Annotated in this window: 23 protein-coding genes and 2 pseudogenes; 19 read left to right on the forward strand and 6 right to left on the reverse strand. The window is 65.7% G+C overall.

What is annotated here, in order from left to right; translation table 11 throughout:
- Positions 1 to 2 precede the first annotated feature (2 nt).
- From VJV41_RS17215 to VJV41_RS17235, 5 genes and pseudogenes are all read left to right on the forward strand, one after another.
- Positions 3 to 1,346 (forward strand): MCE family protein, encoded by a 1,344-nt coding sequence (locus VJV41_RS17215; RefSeq protein WP_325335817.1) that lies wholly within the window; start codon positions 3 to 5, stop codon positions 1,344 to 1,346.
- A pseudogene (locus VJV41_RS17220) lies at positions 1,343 to 2,475 on the forward strand (virulence factor Mce family protein). The gene VJV41_RS17215 and the pseudogene VJV41_RS17220 overlap by 4 nt, the downstream one beginning before the upstream one ends.
- A gap of 1 nt (position 2,476) precedes the next feature.
- On the forward strand, positions 2,477 to 3,934 hold the full coding sequence (locus VJV41_RS17225) for an MlaD family protein (RefSeq protein WP_325335818.1): 1,458 nt from the start codon (positions 2,477 to 2,479) through the stop codon (positions 3,932 to 3,934).
- Between the two features lie 3 nt (positions 3,935 to 3,937).
- The gene (locus VJV41_RS17230; protein ID WP_325335820.1) at positions 3,938 to 4,585 is read left to right on the forward strand and encodes a hypothetical protein; all 648 of its coding nucleotides are present in this window, start codon (positions 3,938 to 3,940) and stop codon (positions 4,583 to 4,585) included.
- The gene (locus VJV41_RS17235) at positions 4,582 to 5,322 is read left to right on the forward strand and encodes a hypothetical protein (protein WP_325335822.1); all 741 of its coding nucleotides are present in this window, start codon (positions 4,582 to 4,584) and stop codon (positions 5,320 to 5,322) included. Before VJV41_RS17230 ends, VJV41_RS17235 begins: the two co-directional genes overlap by 4 nt.
- Positions 5,323 to 5,447: 125 nt before the next feature.
- On the opposite strand, the gene VJV41_RS17240 is transcribed toward VJV41_RS17235, so the two are convergent.
- The gene (locus VJV41_RS17240) at positions 5,448 to 7,127 is read right to left on the reverse strand and encodes a CocE/NonD family hydrolase (protein WP_325335824.1); all 1,680 of its coding nucleotides are present in this window, start codon (positions 7,125 to 7,127) and stop codon (positions 5,448 to 5,450) included.
- A gap of 261 nt (positions 7,128 to 7,388) precedes the next feature.
- A complete protein-coding gene (locus VJV41_RS17245; protein WP_325335826.1) occupies positions 7,389 to 8,750 on the reverse strand; it encodes an FAD-binding oxidoreductase in 1,362 nt (453 codons plus the stop codon).
- A 484-nt stretch (positions 8,751 to 9,234) separates the two neighbouring features.
- On the opposite strand from VJV41_RS17245, the gene VJV41_RS17250 reads away from it, so the two are divergent.
- From VJV41_RS17250 to VJV41_RS17270, 5 genes and pseudogenes are all read left to right on the forward strand, one after another.
- On the forward strand, positions 9,235 to 10,320 hold the full coding sequence (locus tag VJV41_RS17250; RefSeq protein ID WP_325335828.1) for an S-(hydroxymethyl)mycothiol dehydrogenase: 1,086 nt from the start codon (positions 9,235 to 9,237) through the stop codon (positions 10,318 to 10,320).
- Positions 10,317 to 10,949: an MBL fold metallo-hydrolase gene (locus tag VJV41_RS17255; protein ID WP_325335830.1), complete on the forward strand. Its 633-nt coding sequence runs from the start codon at positions 10,317 to 10,319 to the stop codon at positions 10,947 to 10,949. Before VJV41_RS17250 ends, VJV41_RS17255 begins: the two co-directional genes overlap by 4 nt.
- 387 nt (positions 10,950 to 11,336) lie before the next feature.
- Positions 11,337 to 12,477 (forward strand): annotated as a pseudogene (locus tag VJV41_RS17260) (thiolase family protein).
- A 29-nt stretch (positions 12,478 to 12,506) separates the two neighbouring features.
- Positions 12,507 to 13,244: an SDR family NAD(P)-dependent oxidoreductase gene (locus tag VJV41_RS17265; protein WP_325335858.1), complete on the forward strand. Its 738-nt coding sequence runs from the start codon at positions 12,507 to 12,509 to the stop codon at positions 13,242 to 13,244.
- A gap of 164 nt (positions 13,245 to 13,408) precedes the next feature.
- Entirely contained in the window at positions 13,409 to 14,263 is an 855-nt protein-coding gene (locus VJV41_RS17270; protein ID WP_325335832.1) for a crotonase/enoyl-CoA hydratase family protein, read from the forward strand.
- 113 nt (positions 14,264 to 14,376) lie between these two features.
- On the opposite strand, the gene VJV41_RS17275 is transcribed toward VJV41_RS17270, so the two are convergent.
- Positions 14,377 to 15,366: a helix-turn-helix domain-containing protein gene (locus VJV41_RS17275; RefSeq protein ID WP_325335833.1), complete on the reverse strand. Its 990-nt coding sequence runs from the start codon at positions 15,364 to 15,366 to the stop codon at positions 14,377 to 14,379.
- Positions 15,367 to 15,519: 153 nt separating this feature from the next.
- On the opposite strand from VJV41_RS17275, the gene paaK reads away from it, so the two are divergent.
- Entirely contained in the window at positions 15,520 to 16,827 is a 1,308-nt protein-coding gene (gene paaK / locus VJV41_RS17280) for a phenylacetate--CoA ligase PaaK (RefSeq protein WP_325335835.1), read from the forward strand.
- A 3-nt stretch (positions 16,828 to 16,830) separates the two neighbouring features.
- Here paaK and VJV41_RS17285 read toward each other — a convergent pair whose 3' ends face one another.
- From VJV41_RS17285 to paaZ, 3 genes are read right to left on the reverse strand one after another with little or no spacing between them, the layout of a single operon-like run.
- The gene (locus VJV41_RS17285; protein WP_325335837.1) at positions 16,831 to 17,451 is read right to left on the reverse strand and encodes a TetR/AcrR family transcriptional regulator; all 621 of its coding nucleotides are present in this window, start codon (positions 17,449 to 17,451) and stop codon (positions 16,831 to 16,833) included.
- 30 nt (positions 17,452 to 17,481) lie between these two features.
- Positions 17,482 to 17,781, reverse strand: coding sequence for an EthD family reductase (locus VJV41_RS17290; RefSeq protein WP_325335839.1), 300 nt, complete (start codon positions 17,779 to 17,781; stop codon positions 17,482 to 17,484).
- A complete protein-coding gene (paaZ, locus tag VJV41_RS17295; protein ID WP_325335841.1) occupies positions 17,781 to 19,820 on the reverse strand; it encodes a phenylacetic acid degradation bifunctional protein PaaZ in 2,040 nt (679 codons plus the stop codon). Before paaZ ends, VJV41_RS17290 begins: the two co-directional genes overlap by 1 nt.
- A 114-nt stretch (positions 19,821 to 19,934) precedes the next feature.
- Between paaZ and paaA the strand changes: the two genes are divergently transcribed.
- The 8 genes from paaA to paaI form a co-directional block, all read left to right on the forward strand.
- The gene (gene paaA, locus VJV41_RS17300) at positions 19,935 to 20,894 is read left to right on the forward strand and encodes a 1,2-phenylacetyl-CoA epoxidase subunit PaaA (RefSeq protein WP_325335843.1); all 960 of its coding nucleotides are present in this window, start codon (positions 19,935 to 19,937) and stop codon (positions 20,892 to 20,894) included.
- Complete coding sequence (gene paaB, locus VJV41_RS17305; protein WP_325335845.1) at positions 20,891 to 21,187, forward strand: 1,2-phenylacetyl-CoA epoxidase subunit PaaB; 297 nt, start codon at positions 20,891 to 20,893, stop codon at positions 21,185 to 21,187. Before paaA ends, paaB begins: the two co-directional genes overlap by 4 nt.
- Before the next feature lie 15 nt (positions 21,188 to 21,202).
- Complete coding sequence (gene paaC / locus VJV41_RS17310; protein WP_325335847.1) at positions 21,203 to 22,138, forward strand: 1,2-phenylacetyl-CoA epoxidase subunit PaaC; 936 nt, start codon at positions 21,203 to 21,205, stop codon at positions 22,136 to 22,138.
- Positions 22,135 to 22,650, forward strand: coding sequence for a 1,2-phenylacetyl-CoA epoxidase subunit PaaD (gene paaD / locus VJV41_RS17315; RefSeq protein ID WP_325335848.1), 516 nt, complete (start codon positions 22,135 to 22,137; stop codon positions 22,648 to 22,650). Before paaC ends, paaD begins: the two co-directional genes overlap by 4 nt.
- Positions 22,651 to 22,652: 2 nt before the next feature.
- Positions 22,653 to 23,738, forward strand: coding sequence for a 1,2-phenylacetyl-CoA epoxidase subunit PaaE (gene paaE / locus VJV41_RS17320; protein WP_325335850.1), 1,086 nt, complete (start codon positions 22,653 to 22,655; stop codon positions 23,736 to 23,738).
- A gap of 25 nt (positions 23,739 to 23,763) precedes the next feature.
- The gene (locus VJV41_RS17325) at positions 23,764 to 24,507 is read left to right on the forward strand and encodes an enoyl-CoA hydratase/isomerase family protein (protein WP_325335852.1); all 744 of its coding nucleotides are present in this window, start codon (positions 23,764 to 23,766) and stop codon (positions 24,505 to 24,507) included.
- Positions 24,504 to 25,337: a 3-hydroxyacyl-CoA dehydrogenase family protein gene (locus VJV41_RS17330; protein WP_325335854.1), complete on the forward strand. Its 834-nt coding sequence runs from the start codon at positions 24,504 to 24,506 to the stop codon at positions 25,335 to 25,337. Before VJV41_RS17325 ends, VJV41_RS17330 begins: the two co-directional genes overlap by 4 nt.
- Positions 25,331 to 25,758 (forward strand): hydroxyphenylacetyl-CoA thioesterase PaaI (gene paaI / locus VJV41_RS17335; protein WP_325335856.1); only part of this gene is annotated, 428 nt, incomplete at its 3' end. The genes VJV41_RS17330 and paaI, both read left to right, overlap by 7 nt.

Genomic DNA, 25,758 nt, shown 5'->3' on the forward strand with positions numbered 1-25,758 from the left:
CCATGACCAGGACCCGAAAAATACGCGCGATCCTGGCCGTCACCCTGGCAGCGGTCCTGGTATGCGCACTCCCGCTGATCACTAGCGGACCCACCAGCACCAGACACACCAACGTCGTGGCCTACTTCGACACCACCAGAGGCGTTTTCGTCGGCGACGATGTGCTGATCCGCGGCGTGCCAGTGGGCAAGATCGCCAAGATCGAACCGCAACCCAACCGTGTCAAGGTCAGCTTCTGGTTCGACGACACCTACCGCGTGCCCAGCGACGCCAAGGCCGCCATCCTGTCCCCGACGTTGGTCACCGCTCGCGCAATCCAACTGACGCCGCCCTACACCAGCGGGCCCGTCATGGGCAACGACGCGGTCATCCCGCAGAACCGCACCGCGGTACCCGTCGAATGGGACCAGTTCCGCACCGAACTGCAAAAGCTGACGCAGATGCTGCAGCCCACCCAACCCGGCGGCGTCAGCACCTTGGGCGAATTCGTCAACACCGTGGCTGCCAACCTGCACGGCCAAGCCCCCAACATTCACGACTCCATCCTCGAGCTGTCGCAAACACTGTCAGCCCTCGGCGATCACAGCGACGACACATTCACCAGCGTGCGCAATCTGGCCACCCTGGTATCGGGTCTGCATCAGAGCACCGACCTGATGGAACAACTGAACACCAACCTCGCGGCTGTCACGGCTCTTCTGGCCAACAACCCCAACGAGGTCGCCAACGCCGTCAAGGACTTCAACGACGTGGTGACCGACGTCAAGGATTTCGTCGCCGACAACCGGGAGACCCTCGGCACCGCGACGGACAAACTCGCGTCAATCTCGCAGGCTGCCACCGGCAGCCTCGACGATATCAAGCAGATCCTGCACATTGCGCCGACGACAATCTCCAACGCCAACAACGCCTATCAGCCAGCACAGGGCACCATCACCGGCATCGCCGCGGTGAACATGTTCCGCGACCCGATCACCTTCCTATGCGGCGCCGTTCAGGCAGCGTCGCGGCTGGGCGCCGAGCAGTCGGCGAAGCTGTGCGTGCAATACCTGGCGCCCATCGTCAAGAATCGTCAGCTCAACTTCCCACCACTGGGTCTCAACCCGTTCGTCGGGACCGCGGCACGGCCCAACGAAGTCACCTACAGCGAGGACTGGATGAGGCCCGATTACATGCCACCACAACCGAATCCGGCTCCCGTGACCTCACCCGACGGCACGCCGCCACCCGTACCGTCGGCCCCCCTGGCCGCCGAACAAGCACCCCCGCTCCCACCGGTGCAACAAACCGACCCCGCCGCTGGATTGCCCGGGATGATGATGCCGCCACACCAGGGACCACGATGACCGCCACCAGCCGCCGCGTTGGCGCGATGCTGATGATCCTGGCGGCACTGGGACTATCGGGATGTCAGTGGCGCGGACTGAACTCGATCCCACTGCCTGGCACGCAAGGGCACGGGTCGGGCGCCTTCACCATCCAGGCACAAATGCCCGACGTCAACAACATTCAGCAGAACTCCCGCGTGCGCGTCGGGGACGTCAACGTCGGCACGGTCACCAAGATCGAGCGTCAGAACTGGCACGCGTTGGTGACGTTGACGCTCAACGGCGACGTCAATCTACCGGCCAACGCCACCGCGACGCTCGGGCAGACCAGCCTGCTGGGCTCGCTGCACGTTGAACTCGCACCACCGACCGACGCGCCGCCAGAAGGCAAACTGCACGAGGGCTCGCTCATACCCCTGTCGGCGGCTGGCGGCTATCCCTCCACCGAGCAGACGTTGGCCGCCGCGTCGATGCTGCTCAACGGAGGCGGACTCGGGCAGGTACAAGACATCACCGCAGCGCTCAGCCAGGCCTTCTCAGGAAGGGAAGACGACGTTCGCAGCTTCCTCGAGCAGCTCAACGCTTTCACCGGCAGGCTCTACGAGCAGACCGACGACATCATCGCGGCAACCGACAGCGTCAACCGGCTGGTCAGCCAGTTCGCCGCACAACGACCCGCCATCGACCGCGCGCTCGACACCTTGCCCGAGGCGCTGAAGACGCTGAACGGACAGCGCGAGAATCTCATTGCAGCCTTGGATCAATGGGCAAGTTCAGCGCTTTGGCCTCGGATTCGGTTCACCAGACCAGACAAGCCCTGGTGCAGGAAGTCAAGGATCTCGGTCCGGTCCTGGAATCGTTGGCCAACGCCGGCCCTGCGCTGACACGATCGCTAAATCTGCTGGCCACATATCCGTTCCCGAAAGACTCGTTGGACAAGTGGATGCGCGGTGACTTCGGCAACGTGACCCTCGTCGTGGACTTGACGCTGAGCCGACTGGATGCGTCGTTGTTCACCGGGACGCGATGGGAAGGAGACCTGACAGAACTCGAAAACCAGTGGGGCCGCACCATCGGGCAGCTCCCCAGCCCATACACGGCAGGGAATCCGCTTCTGGCGCCATACAAGTGGAATCAGGGACCCTGACATGCACCTGAACCGAAGCACCAAACTGCAATTGGCATTGTTCGCCATCATCACCCTGGTCGCAGGTGCGCTGATGTCCTTCCGCGTACTTGACCTACCGAACCTGTGGTTCGGCGTCGGGCGCTACCGCGTGAGCGTCGAACTACCCACAGCCGCAGGTCTTTACACCAACAGTAACGTCACCTACCGCGGCACGACGGTTGGTCGAGTCGAGGCAGTCAAGCTCGGCCCCACCGGCGCCACGGCCGTGCTCACACTGGACTCTGCGGTCAAGATCCCGGCCAATCTGCGTGCGCAAGTACACAGCCAAACCGCCGTCGGTGAAGTCTTCGTCGAACTCGAGCCCCGCAGCGGCGACGGCCCGACCCTGGCCGACGGCGACGTGATCACGCTCGACCGCACCACCGTCCCGCCCGACATCAACGCGTTGCTCAGCGCCACCAACACCGGCTTGCAGGCCATTCCCCGCGACAACCTCAAGGCGGCTGTCGACGACGCCTACACCGCCGTGGGTGGTCTGGGCCCTGAATTGTCGCGGATCGTGCGGGGCTCGACCACCCTTACCATCGACGCCAAAAAGAATCTCGACTCGATTACCACGCTGATCGATCAGTCGAAACCCTTGCTGGACAGTCAAACCGACACCTCCGACGCCATCCAAGCGTGGGCCGCCAACGTGGCCAATGTGACCGGTCAACTTCGCGACCAAGACGCCTCGGTCCGCGGTCTGCTCCAAAACGGTCCGGCCGCCTTCGGCGAGACCAAGGCGCTACTCGACCGCCTCAACGTGAGCGTGCCGATCCTGCTCAGCAATCTGGTCGGGCTCACCCAGACGGCACTGGTGTACCAGCCCAACATCGAACAGGTACTCGTCCTCGTGCCGGGTGCCATTGAACTCGTGCAAGGCGCAACGCTCGCCTCCCGCAACACCAAACAGGACTACAAGGGCGTCTATCTGTCGTTCAACCTCAACCTGAACCTTCCACCGCCCTGCACTACCGGCTTCCTTCCCGCCCAACAGCAACGGGCGCCCAGCGCGACGGATTACCCGGATCGCCCCGAGGGGTCTTTGTACTGCCGCATACCGCAAGACGCCATGTTCAACGTCCGCGGAGCTCGCAATCTCCCGTGCGAAACGCGTCCAGGTAAGCGCGCGCCGACGGTGAAGATGTGTGAAAGCGACGAGGATTACGTGCCGCTCAACGACGGCTACAACTGGAAAGGCGATCCCAACGCCACGCCGTCCGGGCAACCGATTCCGCAGATGCCGCCTGATGCGGCGTTACCCAGCGCCGCTCCGGCCGCGCCTGCGCCACCAATCGGCACTGCAACCTACGACCCCGCCACTGGCAGCTACATAGGCCCCGACGGACGCACCTACACCCAATCGAACTTGGCGCAGGGCTCCGGCGCACCGCGAACGTGGCAGGACATGCTGACTGCTCCGAAAGGAAACTGACCGATGCAATCCCGCGCGGCCACCGTCCTCACCCCCGACGACGACACCGACACCGCAAACCGATTCGATGCATCGGCCCTACCCGGCCACACCACAGACGCGGCAACCGACCTCACCGACCCCGATGTCTCGCACGACGCCGACGAAATGCGCGCCCAGCGCAAGCGACGGCCCGCCCATCGCACTGCTGCCGCCCCGGTCGTCGCCATCGTGATCGTCCTGAGTGCCCTCACCGGGTGGCTGGCATGGCAGGCAAAGTCACTGCACGACACGGCTTCACGTGACGCATCGTTCGTCGACGTGGCCCGCCAAGCCGCGGTGAACCTGACCACCATCGACTCCCAACACGCCGACGCCGATGTTCGGCGCATCACGGACTCAGCCACCGGCGCGTTCTACGACGACTTCTCGAACCGGTCGAAACCGTTCGTCGACGCCGTAGAGCAACTCAAGTCGAAATCAACGGGCACCGTGACCGCAGCAGGGCTGGAAAGCGCGTCGCACGATGACGCCCGGGTGCTGGTGGCCGTCAGCGTGAAGACCTCCAGCGCCGCTGCACCGCAAGAGCAGCTGCGCGCGTGGCGCCTGAGGGTGACCGTGACCAGAGTCGGTGATGACGTGAAGGTATCCAACGTGGAGTTCGTGCCGTGAGCCAAGACCCAAAGACCACCGAGGCGCTTCCGGCCACCTCGGACGCGCCGTCACGGCGGGCGCCGCGGATCCCGACACTGCGCTTCCTGTGGCGACGGAATCGGTTGCCCACCACCGAGCATCTGACCACCGGCGAGACCGACTCGACGCTGACGCTGGAAGGTGAGGACCGCGATGCGACGACCGAGGCCGAGACAGAGCCCGGTGGTGCGGATGGCCAGGCGGCCAGTGCGCCGACGCCGATCACGCAACCGAAGCGTCTGACACGCGTTCTCACGTTCGCTGTGTTGCCCGTGGTCGCCTTTTTGCTCACCGGCGTAGCGGCATATCTGAAATATGACCAATCAACGTTGGCATCCCGACAAGCCGCGGCAGCCGAATCCGTGCCGGCCGCCAAGGACATCGCCACCGAAATGCTGTCCTATGCTCCCGACACCGCGGAGGCGACGCTCACCAAGGCCGGAGACCGATTGTCTGGCACCTTTCGCGACTCATTCCTGTCGCTGGTCAAAGACGTCGTGGTGCCCGGTGCCAGCCAGAAGGACGTCTCAGCCACCGCGAAAGTACCGGCTGCTGCGGTCACCTCGACGACGCCGACAAACGCCACACTGGTCCTGTTCATCGACCAGACGATCACCGTCGGTGGCGGAACACCCACCAGCACGGCGTCGGTGGTGCAAGTCAATCTCGAAAAGATCGATGGGCAATGGAAATTGACGGGATTCGACCCGAAATGACCACACCCGGTGGCCTTTTGAGCGCCCGGAGAGGGCATCGAGTGAGCCGATTATTCCCGCAAGCCATGCGATCGCTACGCCGCCTGGCGGCGCGATGCGGAGTCCGTGGCGGCCCAGTGTTCAGCTCATGACGTCGGAATGACGGGCACGAGCAGGTGACTGTCGTATCGGCCGCCGGTGTGGATGCGGTGGGCACCGTTGTTGCGGCTGTCATGCGCCGACGTCGGCGTCATCGGCGCATAGGAGTTGATGTCGCGTCCCTGAATGACCAGCCGCAACGTCTCCCCGGCCTCGAACACGGTGCTCGACGGCCAGATCTCGATGTCCAGCGGCACCGGCTCGCCACCGGCCGGCAACGGCTCAACGCTGCGATGGGTGTGCACGGGTTGCGCGGGGGTGCTCCGATGGAGGTCCAGTTCTCGATGCGACGCGCGCAACCAGCCCAGAGCCACATGTCCGTCCTCTTGTACTGCGAAGAAGTGGAACGGCACCTCGACGCCCGACGCGTCGAGCTTCTGGACGGCCACGAAGATGTCGGCGTCGGAGGCCACCTCGGCGGAAAACCACAAGCGCAGCGCCATATACCCGGTGAGCTCGGTGGCCCGGTCGAAGGTCAGATCAAACATCGCGCGCCCGCACGCGCCGTCGTATCGAATCACGCCGGTGTGGGTGGGCTGCGTGTAATCCAACGCCGCGTCGCCGGTCAAGAACAACTTCTGGTATCGCGTCCGTTGGAGAGGCCACTCGTTCTCGTCGCGGAAGACGCCGCCCGAGATGCTGTTCCGGACTTCTATAACGACCGGCGGCCATTCGTCGACCGGTGTGCGGTCGACGTTCTTGACGAAGCGATCAAAGAACGCGAGTTGACGCTCGAGGTTCTCCGGTGAGTATTGCGCGGCCCACTTCTTGCCGCCATGCACGAGCAGCCACTTGTGCTTCGACGAGATGCGACGATAGCCCTCGAGTGTTCCGCGCGTATGAAGCCCGTGGTCCGACCAGCTTGCCGCGACGAAAGCGGGCACCTCGATCTTCGATAGGTCAGCGCCTTTGGCGGCCCAGTACTCGTCGAGCAGCGGATGGGCTGCTGCCGCAGCCGGAATGTCCTCGACCTGGTTGCGTGAGAAGCTTGCGAGCATGTGCCACGCCGCGACGAAGTTCGTCTCGGGAATCCCACCGTGGAAGGCGAATTCACGGTAGAAGTCGCTCACACCTTCCCATGGATTGATGGCGGCTAGGTGCGGAGGTTGGGTCGCGGCGATATACCACTGCGCCCAAGCCAGATTCGAACACCCGATGAGCCCTACCTTGCCGTTGCTCCACGGCTGTGCCGCGGCCCACTCGACGGTGTCGTATCCGTCGTGTGCCTCTTGCTGGGACCAATACGCCGCATCGCCGTCCGATCCCCAGGTGCCGCGCATGTCAGCGAAGACGACGGCGTAACCGCGGGCACACCACCACACCGGATCCGGATACTCGAAAGGGGTGTATTTCGACAATAGTGTGGTGTCGAAACCCAGGTCATATCCACGGAAGAACGGAGTGTCCCACATCAAGCCGCCATGCTTGCCGTACGGAGCCCAGGCCATGAGCACCGGCAGATCCGTCGACAGGTCGCGCGGCCGGAACACATCAACTCGGATATCGACACCGTCGCGCATCGTCACCGGTACGTCGCGTTCGATGAGCAATGACCCGTCCTCGACGGTGTGATGATTCACGCCCGGCCAGCCGGTGGCCATCGGGGGCTGGCCCGGTTTGAACGGCCCGACGATGTCGGCCGCGTTGCGGTCAGAGTTGGTGCTCACGAACGCTCCTTCGTCAGTCATAGCCCTCACTGTGGAACCCGTCGGTCAGACACGGCTATCCACCAAGCGCGACGTTATCCACAACCAGCAACGACTTCGACAAACTCGAATTCGCCTCGTATACACCGCAAGAAGCCCTCGGTATCGCGGCACTCGTTCGCCGCAAAGCCAGCGTCGGGCTCAGCGTGTGTGACCCTCGCTGAATCCCGTGGCATCACGATGGCCCGGCGCACCCGGCTGTCGGTCAAGGCAGACAGTTGGTTACAGCCGTGCCAGCGGAAGCTCAGACGGGTAGCTGAAGAACCGGCCCTCGGGGTCGTATTTGCGCCGCAGTGTCTCAAGGCGCGAAGCGCTGTCCGGGTGTAGTACGGCCATCGGATGACGGAACAGGTTGGAATCACCGACGTATCCGCCGCCGAGGGAATACCGATCGATGCTTTCAAGACCGGCTGTGTGCCAGGCAAGCATTTCTTCGTCTTGCGAGATGTCCTCATAGCCGGCGTACACCTGCAGTGAGATCTCCGAAAACAGACTGTATGCGGCGTTGGGATGGGTCTGTTGTAGACCAGGGATCAACCAGACGCTCGACCGCGCGGTCGGCAACGAATCGATGATGGACTTGGTGTCCTGCCACAGCTGGCGGTCAGTCGGGTCGGTGATCCATACGTTGTCGGAAAGGTAGCGATAACCCTCGGGATAGAGCTGATCGAACAGCACAAACAGTTCTTCGATCGAGCAGGCGCGTGGCCGCTGCCACAGCAGCGCTGAGGAGAGACCGGGAGCGGTTTCCAGCGGAGCCATCAGAGTTTTCGCGTGTTCGAGGTCGTCCGCGAAGACGTATGACGTAATGGTCAAGACTGCGCCTTCTTGACCCGACAGTGGGTTGCCGGCGGCGATGAGCAGTGCGGGGCATCCGGCACGCATGAGAGATTTGTTGGTCTCGAGGTACCAGGGAACCAACTCGTCGTAGGCCGACAACGGATGTATCTGCATCGCCCACGCGATGACACCCGGCATCGGTCTGAGATCGAGGTACATGCGTGTCGCGGCCGCGAAGAAGCCAGGCCCGCTGCCGCGCGCCGCCCAGAGGATGTCGGCGTTCTCGTCGTCGGTGGCGTGCAACGTTTCGCCATCGGCGGTGACGACGTCGATCGCGCGAAGACTGAATGCAGCTGGGCCGACTGCACGAGAGTAGGAGTTCAGGCCCGAGCCACCGCCCAGGATGAACCCTGCGATCCCCACGCTCGGGCAGTGACCCGTCGGGAAATACAGACCGTGCGCTGACAGCGATGCCGCCAGCTCGTGGACGTGCACCCCGGGCTCGATCGTCGCCGTCAACGCGTCGGGATCAACGTCGATCGCCTTGAGCCGCGAGAGATCCAGCAGAAGCCCACCATCCCGCACCGCGTTGCCAACCCAGCTGTGTCCGCCCGATCGCGTACCGATCGACAACCCCTCCGCACGTGCGAGCGCGACGGCGTGGGCGACGTCGTCGCGGCTCCCGGCCACCACGATCACAGCCGGTTTACGGTTCGGCTTGATCCCATTCCACACAGCGGCCCGGCGCGCCTCCTCATAACCACCGTCGGTCACGCGATACACACATCCGTCAAACGCAGTCATCGGATACCTCCACTTCATGTCGTCGGCGGACCGGAATCGAAATCCCCAGGGTTGTGCCGAATCATCGCTTCGGCAGCGGTCGAGACCTCCGTCCGAACAAACCCCGCTGCCCCGCGGTACGCAGACACACGCTGCCGCACCAAAGAGCGACTACGCTATCCACCTTGCGTTCCTCTATCCGCGCAACGCAAAGTCTGCGTGGAGAGTTCTGCACGGTGACGGCTCCCACCGAGCATGCTCAGCGACGGCTGACAATCGACCTCCTCGTTCTGGAGACGAGCCTCGGAGGCGTTCACACCGCGCCGCCCGGGCCGATCGTTCGACGCAGATCGGCTTGCGCAAAGCGGATGTAGCCGCGCGCAGCGGATAGTCAGCTGCCCGACGAGTCAGCACAGTGGGGACGCAGGCCGATCCGGCGCCCTCGACGCGGTGCGACACCGCGGCCTGTGTGCCCAATTGGACCAGGCCCGAGAGGAGGGAACACATGCCCCAGGACGTCCGAGGCGTGATCGCGCGCTCTGCGGGCGATCCGGTGGAGGTCGCCATCATCACCATCCCGGATCCCGGCTACGGCGAAGTGGTGGTGCGGGTCCAAGCGTGCGGCGTGTGCCACACCGACCTGACCTACCGCGAGGGCGGCATCACCGACGAGTTCCCGTTCCTACTGGGCCACGAGGCCGCCGGCGTCATCGAACAGATCGGTGCGGGAGTCGAGTCGGTGGCCGTGGGCGACTTCGTCGTGCTCAACTGGCGGGCCGTGTGCGGACAGTGCCGGGCGTGCCGGCGCGGACGCCCGCAGTACTGCTTCGACACGCACAACGCCACCCAACGCATGTCATTGGCCGACGGCACCGCGCTGACCCCGGCGCTGGGCATCGGCGCCTTCGCTGAGAAAACCCTCGTCCATGCCGGGCAGTGCACAAAAGTCGATCCCGACGCCGATCCCGCGGTGGTGGGATTGCTTGGCTGCGGTGTGATGGCCGGACTCGGGGCGGCGGTCAACACCGGCAACGTCTCCCGAGGTGATTCGGTGGCGATCATCGGATGCGGTGGTGTCGGTGACGCGGCCATCATGGGCGCCCGGCTCGCTGGCGCGGGCACCATCATCGCGATCGACCGCGATGAGCGGAAACTGCAGTGGGCCAACGAACTTGGAGCAACCCATGTCGTCGATGCCAGTGAGGTCGACACCGTCGAGGCGGTGCGGGAACTCACCGGCGGACACGGCGCCGACGTCGTCATCGACGCGGTCGGGCGCCCGGAAACCTGGCGACAAGCGTTCTACGCCCGCGACCTCGCCGGCACCGTCGTTCTGGTGGGGGTGCCCACCCCGGAGCTGCGCGTGGAGATGCCGCTGGTCGATTTCTTCTCCCGCGGCGGAGCATTGAAGTCCTCCTGGTACGGCGACTGCCTGCCCGAGCGGGACTTCCCGATGCTGGTTGACCTGTACCAGCAAGGCCGGCTCCCACTCGAGCGTTTCGTCACCGAGCGCATCAAGCTCGATGACGTCGAAGACGCATTCCGCATCATGCATGAGGGAACGGTGCTGCGTTCGGTGGTGGTGCAGTGAGCGGCCAGATGCGCATTGACCGCGTCGTCACCTCGGGCACGTTCAGCCTCGACGGCCGCACCTGGGACGTTGTCAACAACATCTGGGTGGTCGGCGATGACGACGAGGCCGTCATCATTGACGCCGCCCACGACGCCACCCCCGTCCTCGATGCCGTCGGCGACCGCAACGTGGTGGCCGTCGTTGTCACCCACGGCCACGACGACCACGTCACCGTCGCACCCGAGTTGGCCGTGGCCCTGCACGCGCCGGTGCTCCTGCATCCCGGCGACGACATGCTCTGGAAGGCCACACATCCCGAGGAACGCTACTGGCGTCTGGACGATCATCAGCGCATCGGCTTCGCCGGCACCGAACTCGAAGTCATCCACACACCCGGCCACTCTCCGGGGTCGGTGTGCCTTTACCTGTCCGAGACACATGCGCTGTTCTCCGGCGATACCCTGTTCGCCGGGGGACCGGGGGCTACTGGCCGTTCCCACAGCGACTTTCCCACCATCATCGATTCCATCCGCGACCGCATCCTCACACTGCCCGGTCAGACCCGGGTGCACACCGGACATGGCGATCACACCACCGTGACGGCCGAGGCGCCCCACCTCGAAGAGTGGATAGCGCGGGGATGCTGAATGTCGGCGAGCTGACGGGTCTCAGCGACACGTCAGAGTTGTTGAGGCGAACGTTGTCTCAGTGGGGATTAACCGACCGGTGCGAGTACCGCGCGGCGACGATCGAACCGTCAGGCATGGCAGGGACGAAACGCCCTGCGGCGCATACAGTGCGACTGCCAGGGTTGACATCTTTGGTGGGGGACTGGATCTCCGCGTCAACGGTTCCGGCGAGATCGATGGCAGCGCGGTGCATGGTCGCCGTGACCACGGTGGTTGCCGCTGCGCTCGTGCGTGACGCCACAGAGTTGAGAGTTCACCAGCAGCAACGTCTTTCGGCAGTAGCGATCCACGCGCGGTCCACTCGCGCGAGGTATGCCCTGATGCCACGACAAGGAGTGTCCTTCCGTGACTGACGCAGTCATTGTGGGTGCCGTGCGCACGGCGGTCGGCAAGCGCGGTGGTGGTTTGTCGTCGGTCCATCCGGCGGACTTGTCGGCGCATGTACTTAGTGCGTTGGCGGCGCGCGCCGGTGTGGATCCGATGGTCGTCGACGATGTGGTGTGGGGGTGTGTGAGTCAAGTGGGGGAGCAGGCGTTCGACATTGCGCGCACCGCGGTTTTGTCGGCAGGGTGGCCTGAATCGGTTCCCGGGACGACCGTGGATCGGCAGTGCGGGTCTTCGCAGCAGGCAGTACATTTCGCGGCGGCCGGGCTGATCGCGGCAGTACGACGTCGTGGTCGCCGGTGGGGTGGAGAGCATGTCGCGGGTGCCGATGGGGTCGGCTCAGGCCAGCGGTAATCCGTTGGGGTCGCGTTATGCGGCACGGTACGGGCCGGGGTTCCCCAGCCAAGGCATCGGCGCTGAAATGATCGCCGAGAAGTGGCAGCTGTCACGGGAGCGGCTCGATGAGTTCGCCTTGCAGTCGCACGATCGGTCCGCCGCGGCCACCGATGCGGGATTGTTCGCCGAGGAGATCGTCACCACCGACGTCGACGGCTACCCGGTCGCGGTCGACGAGGGGATTCGCCGGGGCGGTACCAAGGAGAAGCTGGCGGGGTTGGCGCCGGCGTTCCGCGAGGGCGGGCGGGTGACGGCGGCGAATTCGTCGCAGATCTCTGATGGGTCGGCGGCGTTGCTGATGATGACCAGTGAGGCTGCGGCCAGCGCCGGATTGGATCCATTGGCTCGGGTCCACACCGCGGTGGTGGCGGGATCGGCGCCGATGCCGATGCTGACCGGGCCGATCCCGGCGACGCATAAGGCGCTCGCGCGATCAGGACTTCGTCTCGACGACATCGGAGTGTTCGAGGTTAACGAGGCGTTCGCGTCGGTGACGTTGGCCTGGGCCGCGGAGTTCGGTGTGGACCTGGCCGCGATCAACCCGCGTGGTGGTGCAATCGCCTTAGGGCACCCACTGGGAGGAGCGGGTGCCCGGTTGATGACCACAATGCTGTATCACATGCGGCACAACGGCATTCGGTATGGCCTGCAGACGATGTGTGAAGGCGGCGGGCAGGCCAACGCCACCATCCTCGAACTGCTCTGATCCATCGTGACTTGGTGAAAGGACCCGCCGTGCAGAATCTTTCGTTCGACTTCACCGGCCAGGTAGTGATCGTCACCGGCGGCGCACGTGGTATCGGGCTGGAACTGGGCCGGTTCTTCACCGACGCCGGGGCGTCGGTGTATTTGGTGGACTATGACGCTGAAGAGGTAAAGCTGGGAGCCGATGAAATCGGTGCTCGGCCCATCCACGCCGATGTAAGCGAGACCAGCGATGTCGACGCGGCGATCGAGCGGGTGACGGCCGAATCCGGGCGCATCGACGTTTTGGTCAACAACGCAGGCATCTTGCGCGACAAGGTCTTGTGGAAGCTGACCGACGATGATTGGGACAAGGTGCTGGCCACCCACGCAGGTGGCACGTTCCGGTTCACCAGGGCGTGCGTACCGCACTTTCGTGCCCGCTGTTACGGCCGGGTCATCAACGTCACTTCATACACCGGTCTGCGTGGCAACACCGGTCAAGCCAACTACGCCACGGCCAAAGCCGGTGTCATCGGATTCACCAAGACCGCAGCCAAGGAATTGGCCCGGTTCGGCGTGACAGTGAATGCGATTTCACCCAACGCCGAGACCCGCATGGTCGCTTCCATCCCGGAGGGCAAGAAAGCCGAACTGGCCGCGGCCATCCCGTTGGGCCGCTTCGGCGCTCCCGAGGAGATGTGCGGCACGGTCGGGTTTTTGGCTTCAGCCGAAGCCGGTTACGTCACTGGCGTCGTGTTGCCAGTGGATGGGGGGATCTCGATCTGATGGCAGCGTTCACCTACGACACATTGGCCGACGCGGCCTGACGTGTGTAACCGAGGTGTTGATCCGAGTCGTGCGCGCATTGGCGAGCGTGACGAACAAGACGCCTTAGAAGCCGGTTCGAAGGACTTGGGGTTCCGTTCCGGCCGAGATGGAGGAGGATTCGCTTGGGAGATCCATCATCTGAGGGTCTGGCCTTGCTTCGTCGAGAAGGCGCCGTCGGGGTCATCACGATTAATCGTGCGGCAGCGCTCAACGCGGTCAACGCGGCGGTATCGACTGCGGTCGGCGATGCCGTGCATGAACTGGCTTGTGATCCTGACCTTCGGGTAGGGGTCATAATCGGAGCTGGTCGAGCGTTCTGCGCGGGCGCTGATCTGAAGGCGCTTGCCGCAGGGGAGTCGTTCGTTTCACCGGAGCATCCCGAATGGGGTTTCGCCGGAGTGGTGCAGCACTACATCGACAAGCCGATGATCGCAGCTGTGAACGGATTCGCCCTCGGGGGTGGCACCGAGATCGTGCTGGCATGCGATCTGGCCGTGCTGAGTTCACAGGCAAGTCTGGGGCTACCGGAAGTCACGCGTGGGCTGATCGCCGGCGCCGGTGGATTGCTGAGGCTGCCCGATCAGTTGCCGCCGAAGCTAGCCGCCGCTGCCGTATTGACCGGCGAGCCGATCACGCCGGAGACAGCACTGCGGTGGGGCCTGGTCAACGCTGTCGTGGAGCCGGACCAGGTGTTGACAGAAGCCTTGAGGATTGCGCGGGCGATCACCGAAAACGCACCTCTGGCCGTCGCGATGAGTAAGAGGGTGATGTCTCATCGCCGCAATTTCGGGTCCGACTGGAGTCATCCGATGTGGACCATGAACACCAAGGCACTCGAGTTCATCATGGCCAGCGACGACGCCAGGGAAGGCACCTCCGCCTTTGCGCAGAAAAGACCGCCGGTCTGGACCGGCCGACTGGAGGCGCTGGCAGATCACACGATCGCCGATGCGCTCCAGCGATCGGCGACCACATGAAGGTCGGACCGCCCATTCGCGGAAGCGGCGATGGCCAATGCCGAACTGTAGGACGAGGCCTCGCGCGGCGGGTTCAACCCGTGGGAGGAGTTGCGCGCCGACAACCCGAATTTCTACGAGACCCGGGACAACATCGTCATGCTCTGCGTCGTGTCGACGTCAGGCTGCGTCGACTTGCGGAATTCGCGTGGTGCGACGCCGTAGGTGCTGCGGAATAGTCGCGAGAAGTACGCAGGGTCGGGGAAGCCCCACCGGTGGCCGATGTGGGCGATGGACAGGTGCTGTTGGTGGCGATCGGCGAGGTCGCGTCTGCACCTCTCGAGCCGCCGCGTGCGGATCAGCGTGGACACCGAGGTGCCCTCCGCCATGAACACTTTCTGCAGCAGGCGGACCGACACGAAGTGGACGTCCGCGACGGTCTTTGTGCTCAGTTCGGGGTCGTGGAGGTGATCGTCTATGAACTTGCTGACCTGGGCGATGAGCACCCGGTGGGTGCCTGGGGCGTCCGCCTCGAGGGGCAGCTGCATCTGCTGCGCGAACGCGGCGGTCACCAGGTCCACCACCGCGTCGCCGAGATGGGTCGCGATCACTGGGCGGGTAGCGTTGAGCTCCGCACTCAGTCCGCGCATCAGGGGTGCGATCAAGGAGGCCAGTCCGGTGTCGCCCGCCAGCCGTACGGCGGTCAGCGCGGCCATGTGCTTCTCGGGCAGGCGCACGAGCGAGCGCGGGAACATCGCGACCGTCATTCTGAAGTCGTCGGCGAACGAAATGCGGTACGGCCGCGAGGTGTCGTAGATGGCGAGATCGCCAGGTCGTAGATGGGCTTGGCGATCGTCTTGCTCGACGACGCTCTCACCGCTGACCTGAAGGCCGAACTTGTAGAGCTCGGGGTCGTCTCGACGGATCAGCCGAGGCGTCCGCTCCACTACGGCGTGCGACGCGCACACGTCGGCCAATACCACTGATCCCATGCTGGCGGAGCCGACATCCCCGCTGAAATGGCTCGCGCCGTCCGAGCAGCGCGCTCGTAGCGGCACGAAGGTGCGACAGATCCTCTGCTCCCAGTCCTCGAAGCCGGTTGTCAAGCCCGTGGCGGTATCCATATCGGTCACCTCTCCTGTTAAGACCGTCACATTACGCACCGAATGTTCGGTCGGTCAAGTACCGTGCGGCGTCATCCAACTCGTCAGTCCGCTGATCGGTCACCGTTGGGAGTACAGACCAGTACGGCGAGGCGAGAATTGAGAGACGTGCCCATGGAGGATCTGAACCCGCGACCGGGAGACCTCGAACCGATCGAAACCGCGTCGGTGGACGAGCTGCGCCAGCTGCAGCTCGACAGGCTGCGCTGGTCGGTTCGCCACGCCTACGATCACGTGCCCCACTACCGGTCTGCCTTCGACGCCGCTGGCGTCCATCCGGACGACGTGAAGTCACTGGACGACCTGGCCAAACTGCCCTTCACGACGAAGGCGGACCTGCGCGAGAACTACCCCTTCGGGATGTTCGCGGTCCCGCGCGAGCAGGTGGTGCGGGTGCACGCCTCTTCAGGTACGACGGGGCGCCCAACCGTGGTCGGGTACACCCGCGATGATCTCGAGACGTGGGCGACGGTCGTCGCGCGCAGCATCCGCGCGGCCGGAGGCCGGGCTGGGCACATCTTCCACAATGCCTATGGCTACGGTCTGTTTACCGGCGGCCTCGGCGCACACGCCGGCGCCGAGAAGCTCGGGTGCACAGTGGTGCCCGTCTCCGGCGGCATGACCGAGCGCCAGGTTCAGCTCATCCTCGATTTCCGGCCAGACATCATTACCGTCACGCCGTCGTACATGCTGTCGATCGTCGAGGAGATGGAACGGCAGGGCATCGACCCGCGCTCGACTTCACTCAAGGTCGGCATCTTCGGTGCCGAGCCGTGGACCAACGACATGCGCCGCGAGATGGAGGAGCGGCTGGACATGCACGCGGTCGACATCTACGGGCTGTCCGAGGTGATCGGCCCCGGCGTCGCCAGCGAGTGCGTGGAGACCAAGGACGGGCCGACCGTCTGGGAGGACCACTTCTTCCCCGAGATCGTCGACCCGGTGACGCTGGAGCCGGTGACCGACGGCCAGCCAGGCGAACTGGTCTTCACGTCTCTGACCAAGCACGCGATGCCGATCATTCGCTACCGCACCCGAGACCTGACGCGGCTGCTGCCCGGCACGGCGCGCACCATGCGCCGGATCGAGAGGATCACCGGCCGCACCGACGACATGATCATCCTGCGTGGAGTGAACCTCTTCCCGACGCAGATCGAGGAGCTCATCCTCCGCGTGCCCGCGCTCGCTCCGCATTTCCAGTGCTTATTGTCGCGTGCTGGCCAGCTCGACGAGCTGACCGTCCTCGTCGAACACCGCAACGGCGTCAGCAGCGACACCGCCCTCGAAGCCGGAGCTCAGCTCACGCGTCTGGTGAAGAACTCGATCGGCGTGACCGTCGGCGTCGACGTCGTCGCTCCAGAGTCGGTCGAGCGCTCGGCCGGCAAGATGCGGCGGATCATCGACAACCGCGACAAGCGCTGAGCGCTAGCGCATTCGGATCCCGTCCAGCAGCAGCGAGCACACCTGCTCGGCGAGGTCTGCTGGCTTCAGATGCCGCTCGGGTTGGTACCACTCCCGCACCGAGTTGGTCATGCCGAAGATGAGGCGCGCCGTGGTTCGGGCATCGACGTCCGCACGGATGTCCTCCTCGTCGATCGCCTCTTGGACCACGCCGGCGACGATCTTGTCGTAGGCGCGACGCTGCTCCAATGCCCACCGCTCAGTTTCCGTGTTGCCGCGCACGTTGAGCAACAGCGTGACGTAGGGCAACCGCTCGGCCATGATCTCGATGTTGCGCCGTATCAGGTGAGTCAGCCGGTCGACCGCACGGCCCGCGATGGCGGCTTGCTCTGCGGTACTGGCCATCAGCGGCTCCAGCGCCTTCTCGAGGCCGAGACGCAGTAGTTGCTCCTTGCTCTCGATGTGGTGATAGATCGAGGACTTCGACAGTCCGGACGCATGCGAAAGGTGCTGGAAGCTGGTGGCGTCGTAGCCACGCTCGGTGAAAACCCGGGCAGCGACATCGAGGAGCCGGTCGAGGTTGTATGTAGGACGAACCTCACCCGACGGCAGCCGTCGGACCCCGTCACGCTCACGCTCGCTCATGCGGTCATCGTTCCATGCGACGAGGCCCGCTTAGCCGCCGCTCACTTCCCCGGTGAACATGACGCGGTCTGCCTGAAGCGTCTGCGCGTCGTCGGCCACGGCGGCCATCTCCGGCGAGCGCAGCGCGGCCTTGAGAGTCTCGCCGTCCGCGAAGTCCAGCTCGGCGACAAGATATGGGGCCTTGCCGGGTCCCAGCGTGCGCGGCTTGGAAAACGACATCGCGACCAGGCCCGGCAGTGGCTTGCACAGCGGCACATGCCGTTCGAAGTACTGCCGGTCGAAGGCCTCGGGATCAACTGGTGTCTCGTACTGGATGGTCAGCCGGTGCATCAGCTCTGCTCCCATGTCTTCGCAACGAGTGTCAGCACGTCATACGTCGCCACAGTGGAGTCGTCCTGGTTGGTGACGACGGCGTCCCAGCGAACCTCACCGTAGTCCGCGGAGTTGCGCGGAGTGATTTGCTTGACGGTTAGGGTCACGCGGATCGAGTCGCCAGCCTTGACCGGGGTCAAGAAGCGGAGGTTGTCGACGCCGAAGTTCGCCAGCACAGGGCCAGGGTTCGGCTCGACGAACAGGCCCGCGGCCAGAGACACCACGAGGTAGCCGTGGGCCACGATGCCGCCGAAGAGCGGGTTGGCGGCAGCGGCGTCTGGGTCGGTGTGGGCGTAGAACGTGTCCCCGGTGAACTCGGCGAAGTGCTCGATGTCGGCGAGGGTCACCTCGCGCGCCGCCGACTCGATGGTATCGCCGATACGTAGCTCTGCCAGGCTCTTTCGGAATGGGTGGACATCCTCGATCGCGCGCTTCGATCCAGTGGTCCAGCGGCCGGTGACCGCCGTGAGCATGTCGGGCGACGCCTGGACAGCGGTCCGCTGCATGTGGTGGAGCACGCCACGGATGCCGCCGAGCTCCTCGCCGCCGCCGGCGCGGCCAGGACCGCCGTGCACGAGCACGGGCAGCGGGCTCCCGTGGCCAGTGGACTCGCCGGCATCGTCGCGGTCGAGGATCAGCAGCCGCCCATGCCACGGCGCCAGCCCGAGGGTGACGTCGCGGGCGACTTGCGGGTCGTGGGTGACCAGCGACGCGACGAGGCTGCCCCTGCCGCGCGCGGCGAGGGCGACGGCCTCGTCCACCGACCCGTACGTCAGGACGGTGCTGACCGGTCCGAAGGGCTCCACGTCGTGCGGCTCTTCGGCGTCTGCGTGCGCCCGCAGGAGGATGGGGGACAGGAAGGCGCCCTTCTCGGCGTCGGCATCGACGAGATCGACATGGTCGGGGTCGCCGTACACGATGTCGGCGCTGTTGCGCAGCGCCTCAATGGCTTTGCGCACCTCCTGCCTCTGGGCCAGGCTGGCCAGGGCGCCCATCCGGACACCCTCGACGGCCGGGTTTCCAACGGTGATCTTCGCCAGCCGCGCGCTGATCGCCTCGACGACCGCGTCAGCTATGGCCTCGGGTACCAGCGCCCTGCGGATGGCGGTGCACTTCTGGCCGGCCTTGACGGTCATCTCGGTGACTACGCCCTTGATGAAGAGATCGAACTCTGGGTCCTCGGTGGTGACGTCGGGACCCAATATCGAGCAGTTGAGCGAGTCGGCCTCGACGCCGAGTCGGACTCCTCCGTGCAGCACCGACGGGTGGTTGCGCAGGATGGCGGCCGTATGCGCGGACCCGGTGAAGGCAACCGAATCCTGCTCGCCGAGCTCGTCGAGGAGGCTGCCCGCGCTGCCGCACACCAGCTGCAGGGCGCCCTCGGGGAGAATGCCGGACTCGATGATCCGACGGACCACAGCCTCGGTGAGGTAGGCGGTCTGGCTGGCCGGTTTGACGATGCTGGGCAGGCCGGCGAGGAATGCCGGCGCGAGCTTTTCGAGCATGCCCCACACGGGGAAGTTGAAGGCGTTGATCTGCACCGCGACGCCGGGGCGCGAGGTGTAGACGTGCTGACCGAGGAAGCTGCCCTCTCGGCCAAGGCGTTCCACGGCACCGTCCAGCACGACGGTGTCGTTCGGCAGCTCGCGGGTCCCCTTGCTGGCGTAGGAGAACAGAGTGCCGATGCCACCATCGATGTCGACGATCGAATCGCGCTGGGTTGCCCCGGTGCGCAGGGAAAGCGCGTAGAACTCGTCTTTGGCGCCGCCGAGGTGCTTGGCCAGCGTCTTGAGCAGGCTCGCGCGCTCGTGGAACGTGAGCGACCGGATCTTCGGACCGCCCACCTGGCGCGCGTGGGCCACCAGTGCCGAGTAGTCCAGACCCTCGCTCGAGACCCGGGCCACCTCTTGTCCGTTCACGGCGTCGAGGACCGGCTCGCCCTCGTTCTCAGCGCGGTACCAGTGCCCCGCGACATAGCTCTCCAGCAGTGCGCTCACGGCGAGCTTTCCTTCCGATCGAAGAGACGGGCCATTGCGCGACCCGCTGTGCCTGTGCCAGAGTAATACAGAACGTTCGGTCAGTAAATGGCCGCGAAGCTCTCTGGAGGATCCATGACATCGGCCGTCGGCGAGGCGCAGCTCCAAGCCCATTTCGAGGCCACCGTCGAGCACAAGGACCGGATCGAGCCGCGCGACTGGATGCCAGAGGCGTACCGCAAGACGCTGGTCCGCCAGATCGCCCAGCACGCGCATTCGGAGATCATCGGCATGCAGCCCGAGGGCAATTGGATCGGGCGCGCACCGTCCCTGCGCCGCAAGGCGATCCTGCTTGCCAAGGTGCAGGACGAAGCGGGCCACGGGCTATACCTGTACTCCGCGACTGAGACCCTCGGTGCCTCCCGCGACGAGTTGACCGAAATGCTGATCAGCGGCCGGCAGAAGTACTCCTCGATCTTCAACTACCCGACGCTCTCCTACGCCGACGTCGGAACGATCGGCTGGCTCGTCGACGGTGCCGCGATCTGCAACCAGGTGCCCCTGTGCAGGACCTCCTTCGGCCCCTACGGGCGGGCGATGATCCGGATTTGCAAGGAGGAGTCCTTCCACCAGCGCCAGGGCTTCGAGCTGCTCATGACAATGATGCGCGGCACCGACGAGCAGCGCGCGATGGTTCAGGAGTCCGTGAACCGGTTCTGGTGGCCGGCGCTGATGATGTTCGGCCCGCCCGACGACGCGTCCCCGAACACCGAGCAGTCGATGGCTTGGGGCATCAAGACGCACACCAACGACGAGCTGCGCCAGCGCTTCGTCGATATGACCGTCCCGCAGGCCGAAGCGCTCGGCGTCACCCTTCCCGACGCGGAGCTGCGCTGGAACGAGGAGCGGGGCGCTCACGACTTCGGCGAGATCGACTGGGACGAGTTCTGGACCGTGGTCAAGGGCGACGGTCCCTGCAGCGCACAGCGGATCGCCCACCGGAAGAAGGCCTGGGAGGACGGCGCCTGGGTGCGCGAAGCTGCGCTGGCCTTCGCCGACATGCAGACCCACCAGCCCGAGGAGGCAGCCGGATGAGCAACCAGGTCCGGGCCGAATGGCCGCTCTACGAAGTCTTCATCCGCGGCAAACGCGGGCTGAACCACGTGCACGTGGGATCGCTCCACGCAGCCGACGACCAGATGGCTTTGCGCCACGCACGCGATGTCTACACGCGGCGCAATGAGGGCGTCAGCATCTGGGTGGTCCGCTCCACCCACATCACCGCGTCCAGCCCCGACGAGAAGGACCCGCTGTTCGCGCCGAGCGGCGACAAGGTCTACCGGCACCCGACGTTCTACGCAATTCCCGACAACGTCCCGCACATGTGAGGACGGAGAAGAGACATGCCTGACGTGCACATCCACGATGCCGACCCCCACGACTCGGCTTACGCCGGACTCCTCGTCAACGACGCGCACTGGGCGTTCGGCACCGACTTCGAGGACCCGCTCGCGGGCGTCGACACCACGGTGCCTGAAGGGGTCGACCCGGCCGTGATGGCGGCGTACTGCCTGATGCTGGGCGACGACGCCCTGGTGCTCTCACAGCGCCTATCGGAGTGGTGTAGCCGTGCGCCCGACCTCGAGGAGGACATCGCGCTGGCCAACATCGCCCTCGACCTACTTGGCCAGGCCCGGCTGCTGCTCGCCCGTGCGGCGGCGGCCGACCCCTCGGTCGTTCCTCCGCTACCCGACGACTCACCGGTGCCCGACGAGGACCGACTGGCGTTCTTCCGCGATGACAGCGAGTTCCGCAACGTGCGGCTCGTCGAGGTACCCAACGGCGACTTCGCAGAGACGATCACGCGCATCCTGCTGTTCTCGTCGTGGCGGCTCGCGATCCTCGAGCGGCTTGTGCACAGCAAGGACGCCGTCCTCGCCGCCGTCGCAGCCAAGGGGGTCAAAGAGGTTGCCTACCACCGCGACTTCGCTGGGCGCTGGTTCGTCACATTGGCCCAGGGCACTGACGAATCCCGCCGCCGGGTTGTCGAGGCGCTGGGCGGGCTCTGGCCACTGTGGGACGAGCTGTTCGAGGCCCACGACGTGGAGCGTGCGGCCGCCCAAGCCGGGGTCGGCGTCGATCCGTCGACGATCTCGGACGAGGTCGACGTGGTGGTCGAGCAGGTGCTCGCCGCCAGCGGGGCCGACCGGCCCGACTCCCGTCCGCTGGCAGGCGTCTGCGGACGCAAGGGCCGCGACGGAATACACACTGAGGCCCTGAGCAGGATGCTCGCCGAGATGCAGTGTGTCGCCCGCGCACACCCCAGGGGTCGGTGGTGACGACGCACGTCACCAGCCGTGTCGAGCGTGCCTGGCAGGTAGCCGCGACGGTCGTCGACCCGGAGCTGCCGATGCTCACCCTGGCCGACCTCGGTGTCCTACGAGACGTTGAGGTGTCCGAGGACGGCGCGGTTGTCGTGTCGATCACGCCCACCTACTCGGGCTGCCCGGCGATGGCCACCATGCGCGACGACCTCGTCCGCCGGCTGCAGGAGGAGGGTTTCGAGGACGTTCGCGTCAAGGTCGCGCTCCACCCGGCGTGGACCAGCGACTGGATCACACCGACAGGCAGGGCCGCACTGGCCGAGGCCGGAATCTCCCCGCCCGGACCGGCCCCCCGCCGTGAGGGTCCGGTGACGCTGCAGCTCGCCGCGCCCCGGCGCGCTGTACATTGCCCGCGCTGCGACGCCAACAACGTCGCCCTGACCTCGGAGTACGGGTCCACTGCCTGCAAGGCGATGTACCGCTGCAGGGCGTGCCTGGAGCCCTTCGACCACGTGAAGGAAATCTGAGGATGACTGAGACCCTGACCCGGGATCCCCGGGCCCGCACCGGCTTTCACACCCTCGTCGTCGCAGACGTGCAGCGTCTGACGGACGACGCTGTCGCGGTGACGTTCGAGGTGCCAGCGCAGCTTCGCGTTCTGTTCGACTTCGACGCCGGCCAGTCGCTCACGCTGCGACGCGTGATCGACGGCGTCGAGCACCGGCGCACCTACTCCATCTGCTCACCTGTCGGCCGCCCGCCGCGCATCGGCGTACGTCGGATCCCTGGAGGACTGTTCTCCAACTGGCTCGTGCACGAGGTGAAGCCCGGCGACCGGATCGACGTCCAGCCTCCGAGTGGAAGCTTCCGGGCCGACCCGGCCGAGGGCGGACGCCACGTGTGCATCGCGGCGGGATCGGGCATCACACCGATGCTCTCGATTGCGGCGTCCGTGCTGCAGAACCCCGTTGCGCAGCTGACGCTGCTCTACGGCAACCGCACCACGACCTCGGTGATGTTCGCCGAGGAGCTCGCCGACTTGAAGGATGCCCACCACGAGCAGTTCGACCTCGTGCATGTGCTCTCCCGCGAGCCACGTGACGTCGACCTCTTCTCCGGGCGCCTCGATTCCGATCGTCTCCGACGGCTACTCACCGAGTTGGTGCCGGTCGCTGAGCTGGACCACGTATGGCTGTGCGGACCGTTCGGCATGCTCGCCGACGCGCGCAAGGTGTTCGACGAGCTCGGCGTGCCCGAGGGGCGGGTGCACTTCGAGCTGTTCTACGTCGACGAGCCGCCGCCTGAGCTTCGGCACGTGGACCGCGTGGTCGACGGCGTGACAAGCGAGGTCACCGTGATGCTCGACGGCAGAACCACCACCACGGCGATGCCGCGGAGCCAGACCATTCTCGACTCGGCCCAGGAGATCCGCACCGACCTGCCGTTCGCCTGCAAGGGCGGCGTGTGCGGGACGTGCCGCGCGAAGATCTGCGACGGCGAGGTCGACATGGTCCGCAACTACGCCCTCGAGCCCGACGAGGTGTCCCGCAACTTCGTCCTGACCTGCCAGACCTTCCCGGTCAGCCCGACAGTCACCGTCGACTTCGACGCCTGACCCGCTCACCTGACCAAGGAGTCCCATGTCCGAGCCGCTGCTGGTCGATGAGCACGACGATCGCGTCGTGCTCACCCTTAACCGTCCGGAGGTTCGCAACGCGATCGACCGAGCCCTAGTCGATGCGCTGCACGACGCCTGTCACGCGCTGGAGGAGAAGCCGCGCGTCGCGCTTCTGGTCGGTTCGGGCGGCACGTTCGCCGCCGGAGCCGACATCGGCCAGCTGCGTGATCGTCGCCGCGATGACGCCCTGGCGGGGATCAACTCGTCCATCTTCGACCGCATCCATCGACTGCCGATGCCGGTGATCGCACTGATGGACGGCTACGCCCTCGGCGGCGGCGCGGAGCTCGCCTACGCCTGCGACTTCCGCATCGGCACTCCTACGACGAAGATCGGCAACCCCGAGCCCGGTCTCGGGATCCTCGCAGCCGCCGGTGCCGCATGGCGGCTGCGTGAGCTCGTCGGGGAGCCGGTGGCCAAGGAAATCCTTCTGGCCGGTCGGGTCCTCGACGCCGACGAAGCTCTGGCCCTACGCCTGCTCAACGAGGTCGTCCCTGCAGAGGAGCTCAAGGCCGCAGGCCACCGTCTCGCCGACCGGATCGCCGCCTCGGCGCCCCTGGCTGTACGCCTCACAAAGAAGGTGTTCCACGCACCTCGGGAGTCGCACCCGGTTATCGACGACATCGCCCAAGCCGTGCTCTTCGAGACCGAGGACAAGCACGCCCGCATGACCGCCTTTCTCGACCGACGCAAGGAGACGACATGACTCACACCGCCATCCCTCGCGCGGTCGGTGTGTACGGCGGTGGCCGGATGGGTGCCGGGATCGCCCACGCCTTCGCCGTCGCCGGCGCCACGGTGACGGTGGTGGAGGGGGGCCAGCAGTCGGCCGACACGGCCCGCGAACGCATCGACGAGGGCATCGCCAAGGCGGCTGAGAAGGGCACGCGCGTCGAGGGCAGCATCACGGTCCTGACCGACGCCGAGTCCCTCGCGACCACCGGCCTGGTGGTCGAGGCCGTGCCCGAGCTGTTCGAGGTCAAGCAGCAGGTACTCGCACGCATCGCAGAGGTGGCGCCGCGGGCGGCCATCGGCACCAACACCAGCTCGCTGTCCATCGACGCTCTCGCCGATGCGCTACCCGACCCCGCACGACTCATCGGCCTGCACTTCTTCAACCCCGTCCCGGTCAGCGACCTCGTGGAGGTCGTCGTCGGGGCCCGCACCGCCCCGGAGCTGGTCGAGTCATCGCAGGCGTGGGTAGCGGCGCTGGGCAAAACCGCGATCACGGTCAAGGACTCGCCGGGTTTCGCTAGCAGCCGGCTCGGCGTCGCCATCGCGCTAGAGGCGATGCGGATGCTCGACGAGGGAGTCGCGTCCGCCGCGGACATCGACACCGCGATGACGCTCGGTTACCGGCACCCGGTCGGCCCCTTGAAGACCACCGACATCGTTGGCCTCGACGTCCGGCTGGCCATCGCCGAGCACCTCGAGCGGGAGCTCGGGCCGCGGTTCGCGCCGCCGCAGGTGCTGCGTCAGAAGGTGGCGGCCGGTGAGCTCGGCCGCAAGACCGGGAGAGGGTTCTACACGTGGTGAACGACCCCGACGGGCGCGCCCGCCGCTGCTCCGAGAGGATGTGGTCGGCCGACGCGGCCAGCAAGACGCTCGGCATGGTCATCGAGCAGGTGGCGCCCGGGAGGGCATGTGTGTCGATGGTGGTCACGCCGGCCATGGTCAACGGCCATGACATGTGCCACGGCGGTCTCATCGCAACGTTGGCCGACAGCGCCTTCGCCTTCGCCTGTAACAGCCACGGCTCTGTGACCGTCTCGTCCGGCTTCCACGTGGAGTTCCTCGCGTCCGCCCGCCTCGGCGACATGCTGGTGGCCGAGGCGCGTGAGGTCGCACTGCGCGGCCGGTCGGGCGTATACGACGTGACCGTCCGTCGCGACGACACGGTGATCGCTGAGTTCCGCGGCCGCAGCCGGTCGCTGGGCCTACCCGTCCTCAAGGAGGA

Source organism: Mycobacterium sp., from assembly GCF_035274705.1.
Lineage (GTDB): Bacteria > Actinomycetota > Actinomycetes > Mycobacteriales > Mycobacteriaceae > Mycobacterium.

What these genes read in the sequence shown, in the direction of transcription:
- paaA (WP_325335843.1), top strand. Translation starts at nt 19,935, where the DNA reads ATGACATCGGCCGTCGGCGAGGCGCAGCTCCAAGCCCATTTCGAGGCC.
- paaE (WP_325335850.1), top strand. Translation starts at nt 22,653, where the DNA reads ATGACTGAGACCCTGACCCGGGATCCCCGGGCCCGCACCGGCTTTCAC.
- paaK (WP_325335835.1), top strand. Translation starts at nt 15,520, where the DNA reads ATGGAGGATCTGAACCCGCGACCGGGAGACCTCGAACCGATCGAAACC.
- VJV41_RS17330 (WP_325335854.1), top strand. Translation starts at nt 24,504, where the DNA reads ATGACTCACACCGCCATCCCTCGCGCGGTCGGTGTGTACGGCGGTGGC.
- VJV41_RS17245 (WP_325335826.1), bottom strand. Translation starts at nt 8,750, where the DNA reads ATGACTGCGTTTGACGGATGTGTGTATCGCGTGACCGACGGTGGTTAT.
- VJV41_RS17250 (WP_325335828.1), top strand. Translation starts at nt 9,235, where the DNA reads ATGCCCCAGGACGTCCGAGGCGTGATCGCGCGCTCTGCGGGCGATCCG.
- VJV41_RS17325 (WP_325335852.1), top strand. Translation starts at nt 23,764, where the DNA reads ATGTCCGAGCCGCTGCTGGTCGATGAGCACGACGATCGCGTCGTGCTC.
- paaB (WP_325335845.1), top strand. Translation starts at nt 20,891, where the DNA reads ATGAGCAACCAGGTCCGGGCCGAATGGCCGCTCTACGAAGTCTTCATC.
- VJV41_RS17285 (WP_325335837.1), bottom strand. Translation starts at nt 17,451, where the DNA reads ATGAGCGAGCGTGAGCGTGACGGGGTCCGACGGCTGCCGTCGGGTGAG.
- VJV41_RS17225 (WP_325335818.1), top strand. Translation starts at nt 2,477, where the DNA reads ATGCACCTGAACCGAAGCACCAAACTGCAATTGGCATTGTTCGCCATC.
- VJV41_RS17230 (WP_325335820.1), top strand. Translation starts at nt 3,938, where the DNA reads ATGCAATCCCGCGCGGCCACCGTCCTCACCCCCGACGACGACACCGAC.
- paaC (WP_325335847.1), top strand. Translation starts at nt 21,203, where the DNA reads ATGCCTGACGTGCACATCCACGATGCCGACCCCCACGACTCGGCTTAC.
- VJV41_RS17215 (WP_325335817.1), top strand. Translation starts at nt 3, where the DNA reads ATGACCAGGACCCGAAAAATACGCGCGATCCTGGCCGTCACCCTGGCA.
- VJV41_RS17275 (WP_325335833.1), bottom strand. Translation starts at nt 15,366, where the DNA reads ATGGATACCGCCACGGGCTTGACAACCGGCTTCGAGGACTGGGAGCAG.
- VJV41_RS17290 (WP_325335839.1), bottom strand. Translation starts at nt 17,781, where the DNA reads ATGCACCGGCTGACCATCCAGTACGAGACACCAGTTGATCCCGAGGCC.